We start from the raw sequence: 15,515 nt of genomic DNA, 5'->3' as shown, positions 1-15,515 counted from the left end.
CGTTCTCTATGCTCTCAGCAATCACAAGGTGGTCGAGGCCAGGTGGGGGCAGATTCATGACGGAATCGATCGATTCCGGTAGGAAAGTGCGCTGGGGCATCCTGGCTACCGGCGGCATCGCCGCGTCGTTCGCGGAGGACCTGCGCGAGCTGAAGGACGACGCCGAGATCGTCGCGGTCGGCTCACGCCGGCTCGACTCCGCGCAGGCATTCGCGGACCGCTTCGGCATCCCGCGGGCGTACGGCAGCTGGACCGAACTCGCCGACGACGAGGGGGTGGACGTGGTGTACGTCGCCACCCCGCACTCGGCGCACCGCGTCGCGGCCGGGCTGTGCCTGCGCGCCGGGCGGGCGGTGCTGTGCGAGAAGCCCTTCACCGTCAACGCGGTCGAGGCGCGCGAACTGGCCGACCTCGCCCAGGCCCGCGGGCGCTTCCTGATGGAGGCGATGTGGACCTACTGCAACCCCGTGGTGCGGCGGCTGACCGAACTCGTGGCGGACGGGGCGGTCGGCGAGGTCCGCAGCGTGCACGCGGACTTCGGCCTGCCCGGCCCCTTCGAGCCCGGCCACCGGCTGCTCGACCCGGCGCTCGGCGGCGGCGCCCTGCTGGACCTGGGCGTCTACCCGGTCTCCTTCGCCCACCTGCTGCTCGGCGAGCCCGACGAGGTCCAGGCCTGGGCGCACCTGACCGAGGACGGCGTGGACGACAACACCGGCATGCTGCTCGGCTACGACAGCGGCGCCATGGCGGTGCTCAGCTGCTCCCTCACCGCCGACACCGCGCAGACCGCGGTGGTCACCGGTTCCGCGGGACGGATCGAGGTGCCCCGCGGCTTCTTCCACCCGGACCGCTTCGTGCTGCACCGCGACGGTCGCGAGCCGGAGGAGTTCGGCGCCCCCGACGACGGCCTGCGCGGGCTGCAGCACGAGGCGGCGGAGGTCATGCGCTGCCTGCGCGCGGGCGAGCGCGAGTCCCCGCTGGTGCCGCTGGAGGGCAGCCTCGCCGTGATGCGGACGCTCGACACCGTCCGGGACCGCATCGGCGTCCGCTACCCCGGCGAGGGCTGAGCCCCGTCAGACCGCCCGCAGTCCGGGGTCCCCGGCCACGGTCACGAAGGACGCGGCGGTGGCCAGGGCGGCGCCCGGGGCGGTCACGGAGTCGACGGTCTTGAAGTCGGCCCGCGCCTCCTCGGAGTCCAGCCGGACGGTCACATAGCCGCGCCGGCCGTCGTAGAACCGCAGGTGCGGGTTGGCGTCCATGAGCGCCTGCCAGTTGCGCGGGCGCGGGGAGCCGTTGCGGCCGCTGGTGAGCGAGCTGGTGACCAGCTCGGTGCCGATGGTGCGCGAGGTGGGCTCGTCCCAGTCCGCCTTGATGTCCATCGCGTTGTGGACGTGCACGTCGCCGGTGAGCACCATCAGGTTCCGGACGCCGGCGGCGCTCGCCCCGGCCAGCACGCGCTCCCGGCAGTCCGGGTAGCCGTCCCAGGCGTCCATGCTGAGCGGGGACGCGGCGGTGGCGGTGTTCCGCCGCCGGGAGAGCACGACCTGCTGCGGGACCACGTTCCACGTCGCGCGCGAGCCGCGGAAGCCGTCCAGCAGCCAGCGCTCCTGGGTCGCCCCCAGCATGGTGTGCGCCGGGTCCCGCACCTCCGGTCCCGGGACGTGCCAGCGGCCCCGGTGCGCCTGGTCGGTGCGGTACTGGCGGGTGTCGAGGATGTCGAACTGCGCCAGCCGTCCGTAGTGGAAGCGCCGGTAGAGGGTCATGTCCGGGCCCTGCGGGAGCTGCGGGAGGCGCAGCGGCTGGTTCTCCCAGTAGGCGCGGTAGGCGGCCGCCCGGCGGAGCAGGAACCCGTCCGCCGGGCTGCCGTTCTCGTCGGAGGCGCCCGCGTAGTTGTTCTCGGTCTCGTGGTCGTCCCAGGTGACGAACCAGGGGAAGGCGGCGTGCGCGGCCTGCAGGTCGGGATCGGACCGGTAGAGGGCGTAGCGCAGGCGGTAGTCCTCCAGCGTGACCGTCTCCTTGTTGAACCAGGACGGCAGGGTGCGGTCGGTGTACGCGCGGGCTCCGCCGGTGGGGCTGACGGCGTACTCGTAGAGGTAGTCGCCCAGATGGAAGACGGCGTCGACGTCCTCGTGGGCGAGGTGGCCGAGCGCGGTGAAGTAGCCGTCGTGGTAGGCCTGGCAGCTCACCGCGGCCAGCCGCATCTCGTTCGGGAGGGCGCCCTGCTCGGGGGCGGTGCGGGTCCGCCCCGGGGGGCTGATCCAGGGGCCCGTGCGGAAGCGGTAGTAGTAGACCCGGTCCGGTTCGAGGCCCTGGGCGTCGACGTGCACGGTGTGGTTGAACTCCGGGTGCGCCCAGGTGGCGCCGATGCGGACGAGTTGCAGGAACCGCTCGTCCCGGGCGATCTCCCACAGGACGAGCACGCGGGCGTCGGGCAGTCCGTTGCCCGGCGCCGGCTCGTACGGGCGCGGCGCGAGCCGGGTCCACAGCACGACCCCCGAGGGTGTGGGGTCACCCGACGCGACGCCCAGGGTGAACGGGTACTCGGCGATCATGCCGGGCAACGCCTCGGGCTTCTGGGCGGCTCCCGCCACCGGCATGTTCGTGCTGAACGCGAGGGCCGCGGCGGCCCCCGTGAGGGTCAGGAAGCGCCGGCGGTCGAAGTGCGCGGCGGCGGTGCGCAGCGCGCGGTCGTGGCGGCCGTGGGCCCGAGGATGCGTCACGTGTCCCTCCCTGGCGGCGGGTTGCGTGGCCCCGGTTGAGTGGCCAGGGGGAGCATATGTTGACGCGTGCACGACATTCGGAGGACGCGCCCACCAGCCCGCGGAACACCCCGTTCGGCCCATCGCGCGCTCGTCGCGCTGTTGACACCACGTCAGTTCCGCGACCTGGAACGGCCACCCTAACCGCCGCGCTCCAGCCCCGCGACACGAAGACCTCCGTTCGGGGAGCCACCCCCGAAGCGGCGGGGCGGGCGGCACGCCTTCACCAAGATCACCCCGATCGGTGACAGCGGACCGCGCCGGTCACGCCTCCGGGGGACTCGCACGGCGGCGGGCGCGGCGGAGGGGGCGGGGCGGCGGTGACACGTCGCGCACGCCCTGCCCCCGGAGCAGCGCCCCGCACCCGGCGACGCGCCCGCACCCGTTCCCGCCCGCACGCGGCGGCGCTACGCGGCCCCGTGAGCCGGGGCGATGTCCTCGATGCGGCGGGCCAGGCCGAAGTCCCGTTCCGTGAGCCGGCCGCCCGCCGCGTGCGTGGTGACGGTGACGACCACCGTCTGATACCCCAGCAGCAGGTCGCTGTGGTGGTTCAGCTCGTCCTGGATCTGCGCGATGTGCACCACGAAGACCGCCGCCGGGATGTGCGGCAGCCGGTAGGTGCGCCGCAGGCTCGCGCCCTCCTCGGTGAGGGACCAGCCGGGCAGCTCGGCGAGGCGGTCCTCGATCTCCTTGTGCGACAGGGGCTCGGCGTAGGGTGGCATGGTTTCATCCTGACACCGCATACCCTGCGGAGCCATGACTGAGATGGCGGGAAAGGGAACGGACGCGGCGCTCCGGGTCGCGGTGGTCACCGGGGCGGGGAGCGGCGTCGGGCGGGCCGTGGCGCGCGAACTGGTGGCCCAGGGCTGGGCCGTGGCCCTGGCCGGCCGGCGGGAGGAGGCGCTGCGCGCCACCGCCGAGGGACTGCCGCACGAGGCGGTGGCGGTCATCCCGACGGACGTCACCCGCCCGCTGTCGGTGGACGCGCTGTTCGCCTCCGTGACCGGCCGCTTCGGGCGCGTCGACCTGCTGTTCAACAACGCGGGGACGGGCGCTCCGGCCGTTCCCCTGGACGAGTTGACGTACGAGCAGTGGCGTGCCGTCGTCGACGTCAACCTCACCGGGGCGTTCCTGTGCGCGCAGGCCGCCTTCCGGGCGATGCGCGCCCAGCGTCCGCAGGGCGGACGGATCATCAACAACGGGTCGGTCTCCGCGCACGCGCCGCGGCCGCTGAGCGCGCCGTACACGGCGACCAAGCACGCCGTCACCGGGCTGACCAAGTCCCTGTCGCTGGACGGCCGTCCGTACCGGATCGCCTGCGGCCAGATCGACATCGGCAACGCGGCCACGGAGATGACGGAGCGGATGGCGGCCGGGACCCTGCAGGCGGACGGCCGGCTGACGACCGAACCACGGATGGACGTCGCCGACGCGGCCCGCACCGTCGCCCACATGGCCTCGCTGCCGCTGGAGGCGAATGTGCAGTTCGTGACGGTGATGGCGACGACGATGCCGTACATCGGCCGCGGCTGAGGGGACGGCCCTGGAGTGCTGCCCGGGAGCACGGCACGGGCCTCGGCCACCCCACAGGTGCGGCCGGATTCGACCATGTAAACCCGGAAATGGTCAAGTCCGAAATACGTCCCATAGGACTGCTCCTGTCGCGTTACGTTGCGGCATGCTCTCCACGCACCACCACGACGTATGGTCACAAGCGCCCGCAGAGGAAGCGGGGTCCGATGCCGGGACCCCGGAGCCGAAGACCGGGGCGCCGGCGCTGCCCGGCCCCGTGTTCGTCGACTCCAGCGGAAGGCGGGCCCGCGCCGTACGCAGGGCCGGCTGGCTGGTGGGCGCCGCATGCTCCGTCTACACGGCGGCGCTGGCGCTCAGCGTCTCCGGCACGACGCCGATCGCGCCGAAGACGCTGCTGCCGCTGCCCGGGGTGCCGAGCACAGCTCCGGACGACGCGGGCTCCGCGGGCACGGGGGAACTCGACGAACCGGCCGAGCAGGCCGCACCCCCCGTGACCGGGGACTCGCGTGAGGCGGGGGCCGTCGCCGCGCCGACCCCCTCCGGCAGCACCGGCCTCGCGCCCTCCCCGCGCCCCAGCGCCTCCCCGGCCCAGCGCCCGGCCGAGGACGGCGGCGCCCCCGACGCCCCGCGGGCGACCGCGACCGCCGCCGCGACACCGGCTCCGACCCCGACCCCGACCCCGACCGCCGACGCGACCACGCCCGGACCCACACCGTCCGGCTCCCCGCCGGCGCAGCCCGGCGGTTCCCCGTCCCCCGCGCCGGAGTCCTCGGACGCCCCCGTCGACCAGCAGCCGCAGGGCGGGCGGTGACCGCGCTGCGCCCCCGCCTGGTCGTCCCCCTGCTCGTCCTCGTGATGCTCGGGTGCGTGCTGCTGCTCGGCGGCTACGTACGCGGCGACTTCGAGGCCGACCACCGGGTGCACCCCCCGGTCGCGGCGCAGAAGGTGCCGCGGGCGGTGCTCGAGGGCGGCCCGGTGGTCGACGCCACCGGCGAGCGGCCACGCTCGTACCGCACCCCGGACCGCACCGTCGCCCTCACCTTCGACGACGGGCCCGACCCCGTGTGGACGCCGAAGGTGCTCGACGCACTCGGGCGGCACCATGTGCGCGCCACCTTCTTCGTGACCGGGGGCATGGCCGCCCGGCACCCGGGGCTGATCCGGCGGATGGTCGCCGAGGGCCATGAGATCGGGGTGCACACCTTCTCCCACCCCGACCTGGTGTACCAGTCGCCGGAGCGGATCGACCGGGAACTGTCCCAGACCCAGCTGGCGCTCGCGGGGGCCGCCGGCATCCACACCTCTCTGTTCCGCCCGCCGTACTCCTCGACCGCCGACGCGCTGGACGACCTGTCCTGGCCGGTCGTCCAGCGCGTCGGCGGGCAGGGATACGTGACCGCCTTCATCGACCGCGACGCCGAGGACTGGCGGCGGCCGGGCGTCCCCGCCATCGTCGACGCGTCCTTACCGGCGAAGGCGGGCCGGGGCGCGATCGTCCTCCTGCACGACTCCGGCGGCGACCGCTCGCAGACCGTGGCGGCCCTGGACCGGCTGATCCCGCTGCTCAAGGAGCGCGGCTACCGCTTCGACACGGTGGGCGGTGCGGTGGGCGCCAGCTCCACCCACACCAGGGTCGGCGGGGCGGAGCTGTGGAAGGGCCGGGTCTTCGTCGCCGCGGTGGAGGTCTCCGAGGCCGCGGTCCCGGCACTCGCCGTCCTCCTCGCCGGGGTCGGCCTGCTCGTGCTGGCCCGGTTCGCCGCCATGCTGGTCCTGGCGCGCCGGCACGCGCGGCAGCGCCGGGCGCCCGGCTTCACCTGGGGGCCCGCGGTCACCGAGCCGGTGAGCGTCATCGTGCCCGCGTACAACGAGAAGGAGTGCATCGCCCACACCGTGCGCTCCCTCGCCGCGAGCGACCACCCCGTGGAGATCGTGGTCGTCGACGACGGCTCGAGCGACGGCACCGCCGACCTGGTCGAGGCCCTGGACCTGCCCGGCGTCACCCTCGTGCGGCAGCCCAACAGGGGCAAGAGCGCGGCCCTCGACAACGGTGTGGCGCACGCCCGGCACGACCTGATCGTGATGATGGACGGGGACACGGTCTTCGAGCCGGGCACCGTGCGCGAACTCGTGCAGCCCTTCGCCGACCCGCGGGTCGGCGCGGTCGCGGGCAACGCCAAGGTCGGCAACCGCGGCCGCATGATCGGCCGCTGGCAGCACATCGAGTACGTGATGGGCTTCAACCTCGACCGCCGCATGTACGACGTGCTGCGCTGCATGCCCACCATCCCCGGCGCCTGCGGCGCCTTCCGGCGGGACGCGCTGCGCGACGTGGGCGGCATGAGCGACGACACCCACGCCGAGGACACGGACGTCACGATGGCCCTGCACCGGGCCGGGTGGCATGTGGTCTACGCCGAGCGCGCCCGCGCCTGGACCGAGGCGCCGTCCTCCGTGCGCCAGCTGTGGAAGCAGCGGTACCGCTGGAGCTACGGCACCATGCAGGCGATGTGGAAGCACCGCGGCGCCGTCCTGGACCGCGGGCACTCCGGCCGCTTCGGCCGGGTCGGGCTGCCGCTGGTCGTCCTCTTCCAGGTGCTCGCGCCCCTGCTGGCGCCGCTCATCGACGTGTTCGCGGTCTACGGGCTGCTCTTCCTGGACCCCTGGCGCACCGCGTTCGCGTGGGCGGGGGTGCTCGCCGTGCAGGCCGCGTGCGCGGCCTACGCCTTCCGGCTGGACGGCGAGCCGCTGCGGGACCTGTGGCCGCTGCCGCTCCAGCAGGTGCTGTACCGGCAGTTGATGTATCTGGTGCTGCTGCAGTCGTGCGTGACGGCCGCGGGCGGCGGCCGGCTGGGCTGGCACAAACTGCGGCGCACCGGCGAGGTCGGTGCACCGGCCGTGGGCAGCCGCAGCGGCAGTGCCGCGGGCCGCGTCTGAACACCCGTACCCACCCGAGGAGGCGACCCATGCCCGAGGCACGCGAGGCCGGAACGCGCGAGGGCGCGGGCCGCCGCGACTCCGCGGCCCCGCCCCGGTCCGCGCACGGCGCCGGAACGCGCGTACCGGGTCCGCGGAACCCCGCCGCCGCCTCCGTCAGCGGGGGCGGGAGCGGCGGCCGGGACGGCTACCTCGACCTGCTGCGCGCCCTCGCCCTGGTGCGGGTGGTCGCCTACCACACCTTCGGCTGGGCCTGGCTGACCCTGCTCTTCCCTTCCATCGGCATCATGTTCGCCCTGGCCGGGTCCCTGGTGGCGCACTCCCTGCGCCGGCCCGCGCCGTCCGTGCTCCGCGGCCGGCTGCGGCGGCTGCTGGCGCCCTTCTGGCTGTTCGCCGCGGCCGTGACCGCCTCGATGCTGCTCCACGGCTGGCGCCCGCACTCGTGGCTCCGGATGCCGCTGTGGATCCTGCCGCTGGCCGACCCGCCCGGCGCCGCCTGGGCCGAGCAGATCATCGCCCCGCTCTGGTACATCCGCACCTATCTGTGGCTGGTGCTGCTCTCCCCCTGGCTGCTGAGGGCCTTCCGGGCGGCACCGCGGTCCTGCCTGGCGGCGTGCGGCGCGCTGGTCCTCCTCGCCCAGTACGACCGGCTGCCGCTCACCGAGCCGGCCCTCACGCCGATGGTCGACCTCGTCACCTTCGCGGCGTGCTGGCTGCTCGGCTTCGCGCACCGCGACGGCCTGCTGGACGCCCTGCGGGCCCGCACAGTGGTCGCCGCGGCTGCGCTCTGCCTCGCCGCGGGCGGCTGGTTCGCGTACACCCACCCCACCGAGGAGGGCATCGACCTCGGCGAGATCCCGCTGGCCCAGGCCCTGTGGTCGGCCGGTTTCGTCCTCCTGCTGCTGCGCTTCCGACCGCGCCGGATGCGGCGGGCGCCCGGCGCCAACGCGGCGGTGGGGCTGCTCAACGCCCGTGCCGTCACCGTCTACCTGTGGCACGAGGTCGCGCTCCTCGCCAGCGTCCCGCTGATCGACCTGATGTGGGACGTGCCCTTCTTCGAGGCCCACCTCCCGCTGGATGCGACCTGGTTCCAGTTCCTCGCCGTCTGGCCGCTCATCGGCGCGGCCGTCGTGCTGACCGGCTGGAGCGAGGACCTCGCCGCGCGCCGTCGGCCGCGCCTGTGGCCGGCGGGCCAGGGGCGGCACGGGGGCCCCGCCGAGGCCCCCAGCCGGGCGGCGCCGGGCGGCCCGGTTCGGTCTCGGTCTCCGCTCAGTCCTCCGCGACCGCCCGATAGACCTGCCTGAAGCCAGCAACTCGGGGCGTTCCCGTCCGGAGAGGGCGAGCGTCTCGTCGAGAGTGGACGCGATCGTCGCTCCCGCGAGCGATGCGTCGGCGGCGCGGTCGGCCCGCCCGGCGCTGGGCTCGTGCTGGTGGCACACGGTTCACGGCGGCGGCTCCAGGAGACCGGAGGGCCGCTGCCCCGTGAGCCCCCCGACTGCGCGGACAGCCCAGGCGAGAGTCACGAGGAAGCGGCAGCCGCCTCCCGGGCCTTGCCGGGCCGTAGTTCCAGTACGCCCAGGGTCAGCAACAGCGCGGATACCGCGCTCAGTACCCCGCCTGCGACGTCGGGGAGGTAGTGCACCCCCAGGTACATCCGGGCAAACGCCACCCCGGCCGTCAGCAGCACCCCGAGTACCGCCACAAGTGCTCGGGCACGCCCGCGCACCACGAGGATCAGGGCGAGCGCGAGGGCCGCGGCGATCGTCGTGTGCCCGCTGGGGAAGCTGTCCGCGTTGTCCGGAGCTTCGATCCACAACCGGGCCGGTGGCCGGTGCTCGCCCACCGTCACCTTCGCCACGAGAGTCAGGGTCAGCGCGCCGGCGAAGGCGAGCAGCACCCGCACCGCGTCGCGCCGCCGACGCAGTACCCACAGCACCAGGGGAATCAGCAGTGCGAGCGCCACCCCGACCGAAGTCTGCGACACGTCCGTCGCTGCTTTGGCGAGCCATGTCAATGCGCTATTGCGCCGTTCAGCGAGTTCCTCGTCGAAGGCTATGTCCCACCGTGTCAACGCGGCCGTCTTCGCGACCGCCCCCAGCCCGAACAGCGCCACCAGCACCGCCAGGCCGCCAGCCAGTTTTCTTCCACCCGAGACCACGTCGCGTCCTTCCATCGGGCGACGTATGACCGCCGCCGTACAAGCCGTTCTTGAGCGAGCTCCGGTACCCCGCACAGGGGCACCGCTCACCGGTCCACGAAACCTCAGCGCATCAAACGGGCGTTCCGGCTTTCTGCCGACGCGTACTGCGCGCATCGACACCTGAAAGGCCCCGGACGGCGATGAAGACCTTCTCATGGGCTGCCAGTGAGACCCGGCCGCCCAACACTGCCTCGGGTTCGCGCTCGAAGCGGGTCAGAAGCCGCCGATAAATGCCCGCCATGGCAGCCACGCACGCCCCGCTACGCCGGTCGAGCATGGGCAGAAGACGAAAACCCTCCTCGTACAGGGCACGCGCTCGGCGGGCTTCGAAGCGGACGAGCCCTGCGAAGTCAGCATCGTGAGGCAGTTCGGAACTGCGGAAACCCGCTTCGCATCCGAATTTCCGCAGGTCCTCAGCAGGCAGGTACGTACGTCCCACACCCGCGTCTTCGCGCACGTCTCGGAGGACGTTCGTCAGCTGAAGCGCAAGTCCCAAGGTGTCGGCGTACTCGACTGCGCGTTCCGAGCCGGGTGCGCCGGGTACGGTTCCGAATATACCGAGCGAGAGACGCCCCACGACTCCCGCGACGCGTTGGCAGTAGAGCTTGAGGTCGTCCCAGGTCTCGTAAGTGACACCCCGGACATCCATGAGTACGCCGTCGATCAATTCTTCGAGACCGCTGAGAGGAATCGGGAAGCGCCGCGCGGCATCGGCGAGCGCCACCGCTATCGGATTGGCGTCGAGCTCCTCCACACCCCCGGCCTGGACCCGCTTGACGACAGCGCGTGCCGCCTCCAGCCGTGATTCCTTCGTCTCCCGCTCAAGGGAACCGTCACCAATGTCGTCCACCCGCCGGGAGAAAGCATACAGTGCGGCCATGGCACGCCGTTTATCTTGAGGCAGCAGCCTGATGCCGTATGAGAAATTCCGAGCCTCGTGTCCGGTGACCGCCTCGCAGTAACTGTAGGCCGCCAGCACCGGAGCGGAAATCGGCTGATCCGTCGCCATACTTCGCCCACCCCTTCCCATGTACTCGTCAGAAGTAATTTCCACGTACACGATAGGCGACTGTCGCTGCGACCGCCCTCACCCAACGCAGATCGAAAAGCGATTGAATCAAAAGTTTTACGTGCCTGCGTGGACCCTCCGCCTCGAAGAGACGCTCCACACCCGGCACGACCACGCCGGCTTCATCGTGGGGGAGGGACGACCGCTACGAGATCCCTGCTACAGGCGGCATCCGTCAGTCGAGGGCGCTTCCCCGTACCGGCCAAGCCCCGCAACCGTCCGACGCTGCTGCCGGTGCCTACGCGCCGGTGAGGTCAGCATCGAAACCGGCCCACAGGCATCACCGTGCCTGGGTCACCGGACGCCCGGGACGCCTCAAGGACCCACACCAAAGACGCGCCACCGATGGCCACCCTCCGCGAACTCGCGAGTGGGCCGGCCCACCTCGGGCCAGGGGCAAGCAGGGCGGCACGCTTGATCACTACGGTCACACCCCCCACACGCGCTCGACCTCATCACGCCCAACAGCGGAGAGCGCCCGCGTCCTGGGTGACGATCAGGCGTTCCAGCCGCCGTCCACGCGGATTTCTCCGCCTGTCGTGTAGGAGGCGTCGGGGCCGGCCAGGAAGGCGATCACCGCGGCCACCTCGTCCGGAGAGGCGTAGCGGTGATACGGCAGGAGTCCCAGGACGAACGTGCCGAGGTCGCTTTCCTGAGGGATGCCCATGTCGGTGTCCGAGGGACCAGGCAGGACCGTGTTGACAGTGATCTTGCGGGGTGCCAAATCGTGGGCCCACGACCGCGTGTAGGCGGCCACAGCGGCTTTCGTCGCGGCATAGTCGCCGAGACCCGCGGCGGCGCTCCGTTCCCCGTTGACGGAGCCCAGGTTGACGATGCGCCCGCCGTCAGGCATGTACTTGATCGCCTCCAGCGTGGCCGCCACCATGCCTCGCACGTTGACGGCCCACTGGCGCGTGATGTCGTCGAGCGACAGTGCGCCGATCGGGCCGGTGACGAAGACACCGGCATTGTTGACGAGTATGTCGATGCGGCCGAACCGTTCCGCGACACGGCCCACCATGCCGATGACCTCGTCCGGCTTCCCCTGATCGGCCTGGAAGGCCGCCGCTCGCACCCCGAGGCCCTTCAGCTCGTCGACCACGGCCTCAGCCTTGTCCTTCGCGTGCACGTAGGTGATGGCGACGTCCGCGCCTTCCCGTGCAAGCCGACGTGCCGCGGCTGCACCGAGGCCTCGGCTTCCGCCCGTCACCAACGCTGTCCTGCCCGCCAGTTTCTGCTCAGCCATCAACGCCCCTCTCCACATGGGCACACTCACCGATAGGGCATGCTCCCGCTTCAGGCCGATCTCCTGAGGCGCAATTTTCTCGGACTGAGTCTCATTTTTTATGAATGCAGTGTCAAATTTTGGGGCCACCATACGACCGCTGGTACCGTCGCAAAGATGACCGAGGTGACACAGCCCGAACGGGGGAGCAAGCGGCAGCGCACCCGTGAGCGCATCGTCCAAGCGGCCGCGACACTCTTCGCCGAACGCGGATTCGACGACGTGACTGTGGCGGAGATCACCTCTGCGGCAGGCGTGGCACGGAGCACGTTCTTCCGCTATTTCCCGGACAAGGCGAACGTGCTCTTCGCAGACGACGACGCCTCGCATGTCCTCCTCGCGAAAGCCGTGGCGGGAGCGGCCCGCACCAGGGCGCCGCTCGGGAATTCACTGATCGAAGCGCTACGAGCTGCACACTCCGCCTGCCTCGTCCTCGCCGACTCCAAGGCGATCCAGGCCTTGCGCTTCCCCATGCGCGAGCAGCTGATCGCAGAGACGCCGCAGCTCCAGGCCTGCAGCCTGGTCAAGGAACGCGAGTACACGGATGCGCTGGAGGCGGCACTGATCGAGCAGGGTGCCGAGCCACTCATCGCCCTGCAGGCCGCACACATCTCGACCGCGTGCTACAACGCCGGCTACACCGAGGCCTTCAAAACGCCCGACCTTCTGGCGTCAGCAGTCGACCGCGCCTTCAAGCGGCTCCTGAACGTCGGCTCGGCTCGGGACTGACGAACAAGCGGTATCCGGTGTTGCCGAGGTTACCGGAGGGCCGCTTGTCAGCGGCCCTCCGAAAGTGATGTCGAGGGTTTTGACGCCATCCCGACAGGCGGGAGGCTGCTCGACGCGCGGGGCGCCGGCGGCCACCCGGAAGGCGGTCCGAACGGCCGGGTCAGCCCGCGCGTACGCCTTCGATGAAGCGGCCGGTGACATCGGTGCGCTCCTCGGAGCCGAGGGGGCTCTGCCCGAAGTCGATGAACAGCTCGTGCACACCCGCCTCAGCCGCCGCCCGGGCGTAGTCGATGTACTGCTCCAGCGTCCCGGCCTGAGGGACCTGCTCCGGCTCGGCCTTCTCCTCCGTCAGCTCGGGGTTGACCCGCACCACCATGCGCAGGGCGGAAGGATCGCGCCCCGCGTCCTCCGCCTCGGCCAGGACGGTCGCCCACATGCCCGTGAGGTACGGGAGCGGCATGGCGACGGGCAGCCAGCCGTCGGCCCGCCGGCCGATCCTGCGCAGACCCGCCGGCGTGAACGCCGCGAGCAGTACCGGCGGGGCGGGACGCTGGTGGGGCTTGAGCCCGACGACGGTCTCCGGGATGGTGAACAGCGGGCCCTGATGGGAGAAGACGTCGTTCGCCCAGTAGCCCTGCAGGACGTCCAGCGTTTCGTCCAGCCGCCGTCCCCTGCCCTGCCACGGCACGCCCACCGCGGTGTACTCGTCGGGCATCCAGCCCAGGCCCAGCCCGACGTCCAGGCGTCCGCCGCTGAGGACGTCGAGGGTGGTCAGGGAACGGGCCAGCATCAGAGGCGGCTGCCACAGGCCATTGAGTGTGCTCGTGCCGAGACGGACCCGCTCGGTGTGCGCGGCGGCGAGCGTCAGGGACACCAGCGGGTCGAGGCTGTTCTCGTAGACCCTGGGCATCACCCCGTCGCCCGCCGGGTACGGGGCGCTGGGGGTCTCGGGGGCCAGGACGCGGTCGCCCGTCCACAGGGAGTCATATCCCAGCGCCTCGGCGGAGCGGCTGACGGCGACGATCCCTTCAGCGTTTGCGTCCGGGCCGAAGGTCGGCAGGGCCAGGCCTATGCGCATATCCAGTTCCTCTGATGAAAGGCGGCTCGCCGGATGCGACAGCACAGCCGCATCCGTTCTCAGGCCGATAGGTTTAGCTCATAACTCTTGCATGCGCATGTAAAAGTTATCGCAAGCGAGATCATGGTTCGGGTAAAATCCTCGACCCACCCGCCACGGAGGGCGGCGCGCCGCTCGTAGAGGCAGCCGGCGAGAGCGGGCATACCTACGGTCGGCGCATGGGGGTTCGTCAGCTGACGGACCCTTCGATGCATGGCCAGTGCCCCGCGAGGCGAAGGATGCGGCGGCGGCCGGTGATGACAAGTCCGGTGGCGGTGGGGACGCCGCGGCCCCGGCCGCATCAGCCCGGCGACCGGCTCTCCGGATCCGTCCCGACCCCGGCCGACCAACCCCTCGGACATCAGCGGCTCAAGCAACGCCCACTACTCGTCGGACATGTCAGTTGCGTACGGGCGTCCACCACCAGGACGCCAAAGACGCCCCCCGCGCGGCCGGTTGCGGCCGTGCGGGGGGGCGTCGGGATTGTCAGGCGAGGAACGGCACGGCGTACCCGGTGAGGGGTGCCAAGGCAGGATGCGATCCACACGCGGCGTTCGAGGGCGGAGAGGCGGCCTCGACCGCTTCGAGGTCGTTTCGCTGGTAGGCAAGGGCCGATCAGTCTGCCCCGCGTGCTGCACGTGCAGCCCCGAGGGTCCCGAGCGGGGCACAGGGCGGCTGCCATGTCGCCTTCCAGTCGGGCCCGAACGGTCAGGGGGGTCCGCCCAATCTCGGCCGAGGAGGCGCTGCTTCCGATGAAATCGCACTCTGCCCCGACCGAAATTCGCGGGGGCTCACGCCGTACGCCGTCTTGAAAACGCGGCTGAAGTGGGCCGCGCTGGCGAAACCCCACCGGTGGGCGATGGCCTCGATGGTCACGAACTGACGCACTGGCGAGGCCAGTTCTCTCCTGCACTCTTCGAGGCGTTGCGCCCTGATCCATTCACCGAGAGAAATTCCCGCGCGGGACAGGGTCAGGTAGAGCCAGCGTACGGAGACGTCGTGCTCAGCGGCGATACGGTCGGCGGTCAGGTCGGGGTCTGCCAGATGGAGGCGGACGTATTCCTGAACGCGCACGAGAAGTGTGTTGTTCAGAGGCGCTCTGGCCAGGTCGTCCCGGCCCAGGACCACGGTGACCACGGCCCTGATCAGGTCAACACCGGGCAGCGCGAGCAGGTCGGTCTCGGCTTCGCCGACTTCGGCTTGACGGGCCAGTCGACTGAAGAATGCTGCTGTGGCACCCACGACCGAGCGCTCCGAACTGAGTGGCACGGCAGTGATCTGGTCGAGCACGGAGGGTCGCAGCCCGAGGACACGCGTGGGAACACTCACGAGAACCGAATGCGTTGAGCCGTGGAAGGACACCTCATAGGGATGCATATTGTCGAGCACCGTGAGATCCCCGGCCCTTCGCTGTGCGCGCCTTCCCCCTTGGCGGACATCGGAGACCCCCGCCTGCTGGAGATTGACGAGAACGTGCGGCACCGCGTTTTCGTCCGACGGGTCAGGGGCGCACAGGAGACGGGCCACGTTCCAGCCGATCTCCGAGATTTTCACCGATCCCAGTGCGTTGGTGGTCGCATAGGCCTGCTGGCGATGCGGATTCGGCGGTAGGTCCACCTCGACGTGACCGTTGATGGACCAGGAAAATTCCCGGATCGCCGCCGCACGATCACGGGGAGCCATCGACGCGGCGTCGAGTCGAACGACCATGCGGGCTTCCTCCTGCACCGGTAGCGGAGCCAGCATTGGGGGCGGATTTCCCAACCGTACTGCGGTAGGCAATCTATGTGGTCACCGACGCTATGGTTTTGCTGAATTTTAAGCAAGCACTCCGGTGGTGCTCCCGTCGGACGAGAGTGGCGGTTGCACAGCCAGGGCTGTTGCAAGGT

At 71.3% G+C, this 15,515-nt stretch carries 13 protein-coding genes; 6 read left to right on the top strand and 7 right to left on the bottom strand.

The genetic code is table 11. The features are described 5' to 3' along the window. Positions 1 to 56 precede the first annotated feature (56 nt). Positions 57 to 1,067 (top strand): Gfo/Idh/MocA family protein, encoded by a 1,011-nt coding sequence (locus AC3ET4_RS25610; protein ID WP_431953355.1) that lies wholly within the window; start codon positions 57 to 59, stop codon positions 1,065 to 1,067. A 6-nt stretch (positions 1,068 to 1,073) separates the two neighbouring features. Here the strand turns inward: AC3ET4_RS25610 and AC3ET4_RS25605 are convergent, their stop codons facing one another. Further along, entirely contained in the window at positions 1,074 to 2,720 is a 1,647-nt protein-coding gene (locus tag AC3ET4_RS25605; RefSeq protein WP_431953353.1) for an alkaline phosphatase D family protein, read from the bottom strand. 446 nt (positions 2,721 to 3,166) lie between these two features. Further along, the gene (locus AC3ET4_RS25600) at positions 3,167 to 3,481 is read right to left on the bottom strand and encodes a 4a-hydroxytetrahydrobiopterin dehydratase (RefSeq protein WP_431953351.1); all 315 of its coding nucleotides are present in this window, start codon (positions 3,479 to 3,481) and stop codon (positions 3,167 to 3,169) included. A gap of 34 nt (positions 3,482 to 3,515) precedes the next feature. Between AC3ET4_RS25600 and AC3ET4_RS25595 the strand changes: the two genes are divergently transcribed. The 4 genes from AC3ET4_RS25595 (at position 3,516) to AC3ET4_RS25580 (ending at position 8,530) form a co-directional block, all read left to right on the top strand. Beyond that, positions 3,516 to 4,292 (top strand): SDR family oxidoreductase, encoded by a 777-nt coding sequence (locus tag AC3ET4_RS25595; protein WP_431953349.1) that lies wholly within the window; start codon positions 3,516 to 3,518, stop codon positions 4,290 to 4,292. Between the two features lie 145 nt (positions 4,293 to 4,437). Further along, positions 4,438 to 5,103, top strand: coding sequence for a hypothetical protein (locus AC3ET4_RS25590; protein ID WP_431953347.1), 666 nt, complete (start codon positions 4,438 to 4,440; stop codon positions 5,101 to 5,103). Then, complete coding sequence (locus AC3ET4_RS25585) at positions 5,100 to 7,226, top strand: bifunctional polysaccharide deacetylase/glycosyltransferase family 2 protein (RefSeq protein ID WP_431953345.1); 2,127 nt, start codon at positions 5,100 to 5,102, stop codon at positions 7,224 to 7,226. Before AC3ET4_RS25590 ends, AC3ET4_RS25585 begins: the two co-directional genes overlap by 4 nt. Positions 7,227 to 7,255: 29 nt before the next feature. Next, positions 7,256 to 8,530: an acyltransferase family protein gene (locus AC3ET4_RS25580; protein WP_431953343.1), complete on the top strand. Its 1,275-nt coding sequence runs from the start codon at positions 7,256 to 7,258 to the stop codon at positions 8,528 to 8,530. Between the two features lie 215 nt (positions 8,531 to 8,745). On the opposite strand, the gene AC3ET4_RS25575 is transcribed toward AC3ET4_RS25580, so the two are convergent. From AC3ET4_RS25575 to AC3ET4_RS25565, 3 genes are all read right to left on the bottom strand, one after another. Continuing rightward, positions 8,746 to 9,399, bottom strand: a complete 654-nt coding sequence (locus AC3ET4_RS25575; RefSeq protein ID WP_431953341.1) for a phosphatase PAP2 family protein — start codon at positions 9,397 to 9,399, stop codon at positions 8,746 to 8,748. A gap of 97 nt (positions 9,400 to 9,496) precedes the next feature. Beyond that, a complete protein-coding gene (hpnD, locus tag AC3ET4_RS25570) occupies positions 9,497 to 10,435 on the bottom strand; it encodes a presqualene diphosphate synthase HpnD (protein ID WP_431953339.1) in 939 nt (312 codons plus the stop codon). 556 nt (positions 10,436 to 10,991) lie between these two features. Continuing rightward, on the bottom strand, positions 10,992 to 11,741 hold the full coding sequence (locus AC3ET4_RS25565) for an SDR family NAD(P)-dependent oxidoreductase (RefSeq protein ID WP_431953377.1): 750 nt from the start codon (positions 11,739 to 11,741) through the stop codon (positions 10,992 to 10,994). Between the two features lie 156 nt (positions 11,742 to 11,897). Here AC3ET4_RS25565 and AC3ET4_RS25560 point away from each other — a divergent pair, with 156 nt between their 5' ends. After that, positions 11,898 to 12,509 carry a TetR family transcriptional regulator gene (locus tag AC3ET4_RS25560; protein ID WP_431953337.1) on the top strand — a complete coding sequence of 204 codons (612 nt, stop codon included), beginning with the start codon at positions 11,898 to 11,900 and terminating at the stop codon, positions 12,507 to 12,509. A gap of 160 nt (positions 12,510 to 12,669) precedes the next feature. Here AC3ET4_RS25560 and AC3ET4_RS25555 read toward each other — a convergent pair whose 3' ends face one another. Both AC3ET4_RS25555 and AC3ET4_RS25550 read right to left on the bottom strand, forming a co-directional pair. Next, positions 12,670 to 13,587, bottom strand: coding sequence for a TIGR03619 family F420-dependent LLM class oxidoreductase (locus AC3ET4_RS25555; RefSeq protein ID WP_431953335.1), 918 nt, complete (start codon positions 13,585 to 13,587; stop codon positions 12,670 to 12,672). A gap of 747 nt (positions 13,588 to 14,334) precedes the next feature. Then, on the bottom strand, positions 14,335 to 15,336 hold the full coding sequence (locus tag AC3ET4_RS25550) for a helix-turn-helix domain-containing protein (protein ID WP_431953333.1): 1,002 nt from the start codon (positions 15,334 to 15,336) through the stop codon (positions 14,335 to 14,337). Positions 15,337 to 15,515: the final 179 nt, after the last annotated feature.

It is taken from the genome of Actinacidiphila sp. bgisy167, assembly GCF_057707665.1.
The sequence above is the reverse complement of the archived record's forward strand: the minus strand, read 5'-3'. Positions and strand labels throughout refer to the sequence as shown.

What these genes read in the sequence shown, in the direction of transcription:
- AC3ET4_RS25610 (WP_431953355.1), top strand. Translation starts at nt 57, where the DNA reads ATGACGGAATCGATCGATTCCGGTAGGAAAGTGCGCTGGGGCATCCTG.
- AC3ET4_RS25600 (WP_431953351.1), bottom strand. Translation starts at nt 3,481, where the DNA reads ATGCCACCCTACGCCGAGCCCCTGTCGCACAAGGAGATCGAGGACCGC.
- AC3ET4_RS25595 (WP_431953349.1), top strand. Translation starts at nt 3,516, where the DNA reads ATGACTGAGATGGCGGGAAAGGGAACGGACGCGGCGCTCCGGGTCGCG.
- AC3ET4_RS25590 (WP_431953347.1), top strand. Translation starts at nt 4,438, where the DNA reads ATGCTCTCCACGCACCACCACGACGTATGGTCACAAGCGCCCGCAGAG.
- AC3ET4_RS25580 (WP_431953343.1), top strand. Translation starts at nt 7,256, where the DNA reads ATGCCCGAGGCACGCGAGGCCGGAACGCGCGAGGGCGCGGGCCGCCGC.
- AC3ET4_RS25575 (WP_431953341.1), bottom strand. Translation starts at nt 9,399, where the DNA reads ATGGAAGGACGCGACGTGGTCTCGGGTGGAAGAAAACTGGCTGGCGGC.
- hpnD (WP_431953339.1), bottom strand. Translation starts at nt 10,435, where the DNA reads ATGGCGACGGATCAGCCGATTTCCGCTCCGGTGCTGGCGGCCTACAGT.
- AC3ET4_RS25565 (WP_431953377.1), bottom strand. Translation starts at nt 11,741, where the DNA reads ATGGCTGAGCAGAAACTGGCGGGCAGGACAGCGTTGGTGACGGGCGGA.
- AC3ET4_RS25560 (WP_431953337.1), top strand. Translation starts at nt 11,898, where the DNA reads ATGACCGAGGTGACACAGCCCGAACGGGGGAGCAAGCGGCAGCGCACC.
- AC3ET4_RS25555 (WP_431953335.1), bottom strand. Translation starts at nt 13,587, where the DNA reads ATGCGCATAGGCCTGGCCCTGCCGACCTTCGGCCCGGACGCAAACGCT.
- AC3ET4_RS25550 (WP_431953333.1), bottom strand. Translation starts at nt 15,336, where the DNA reads ATGGTCGTTCGACTCGACGCCGCGTCGATGGCTCCCCGTGATCGTGCG.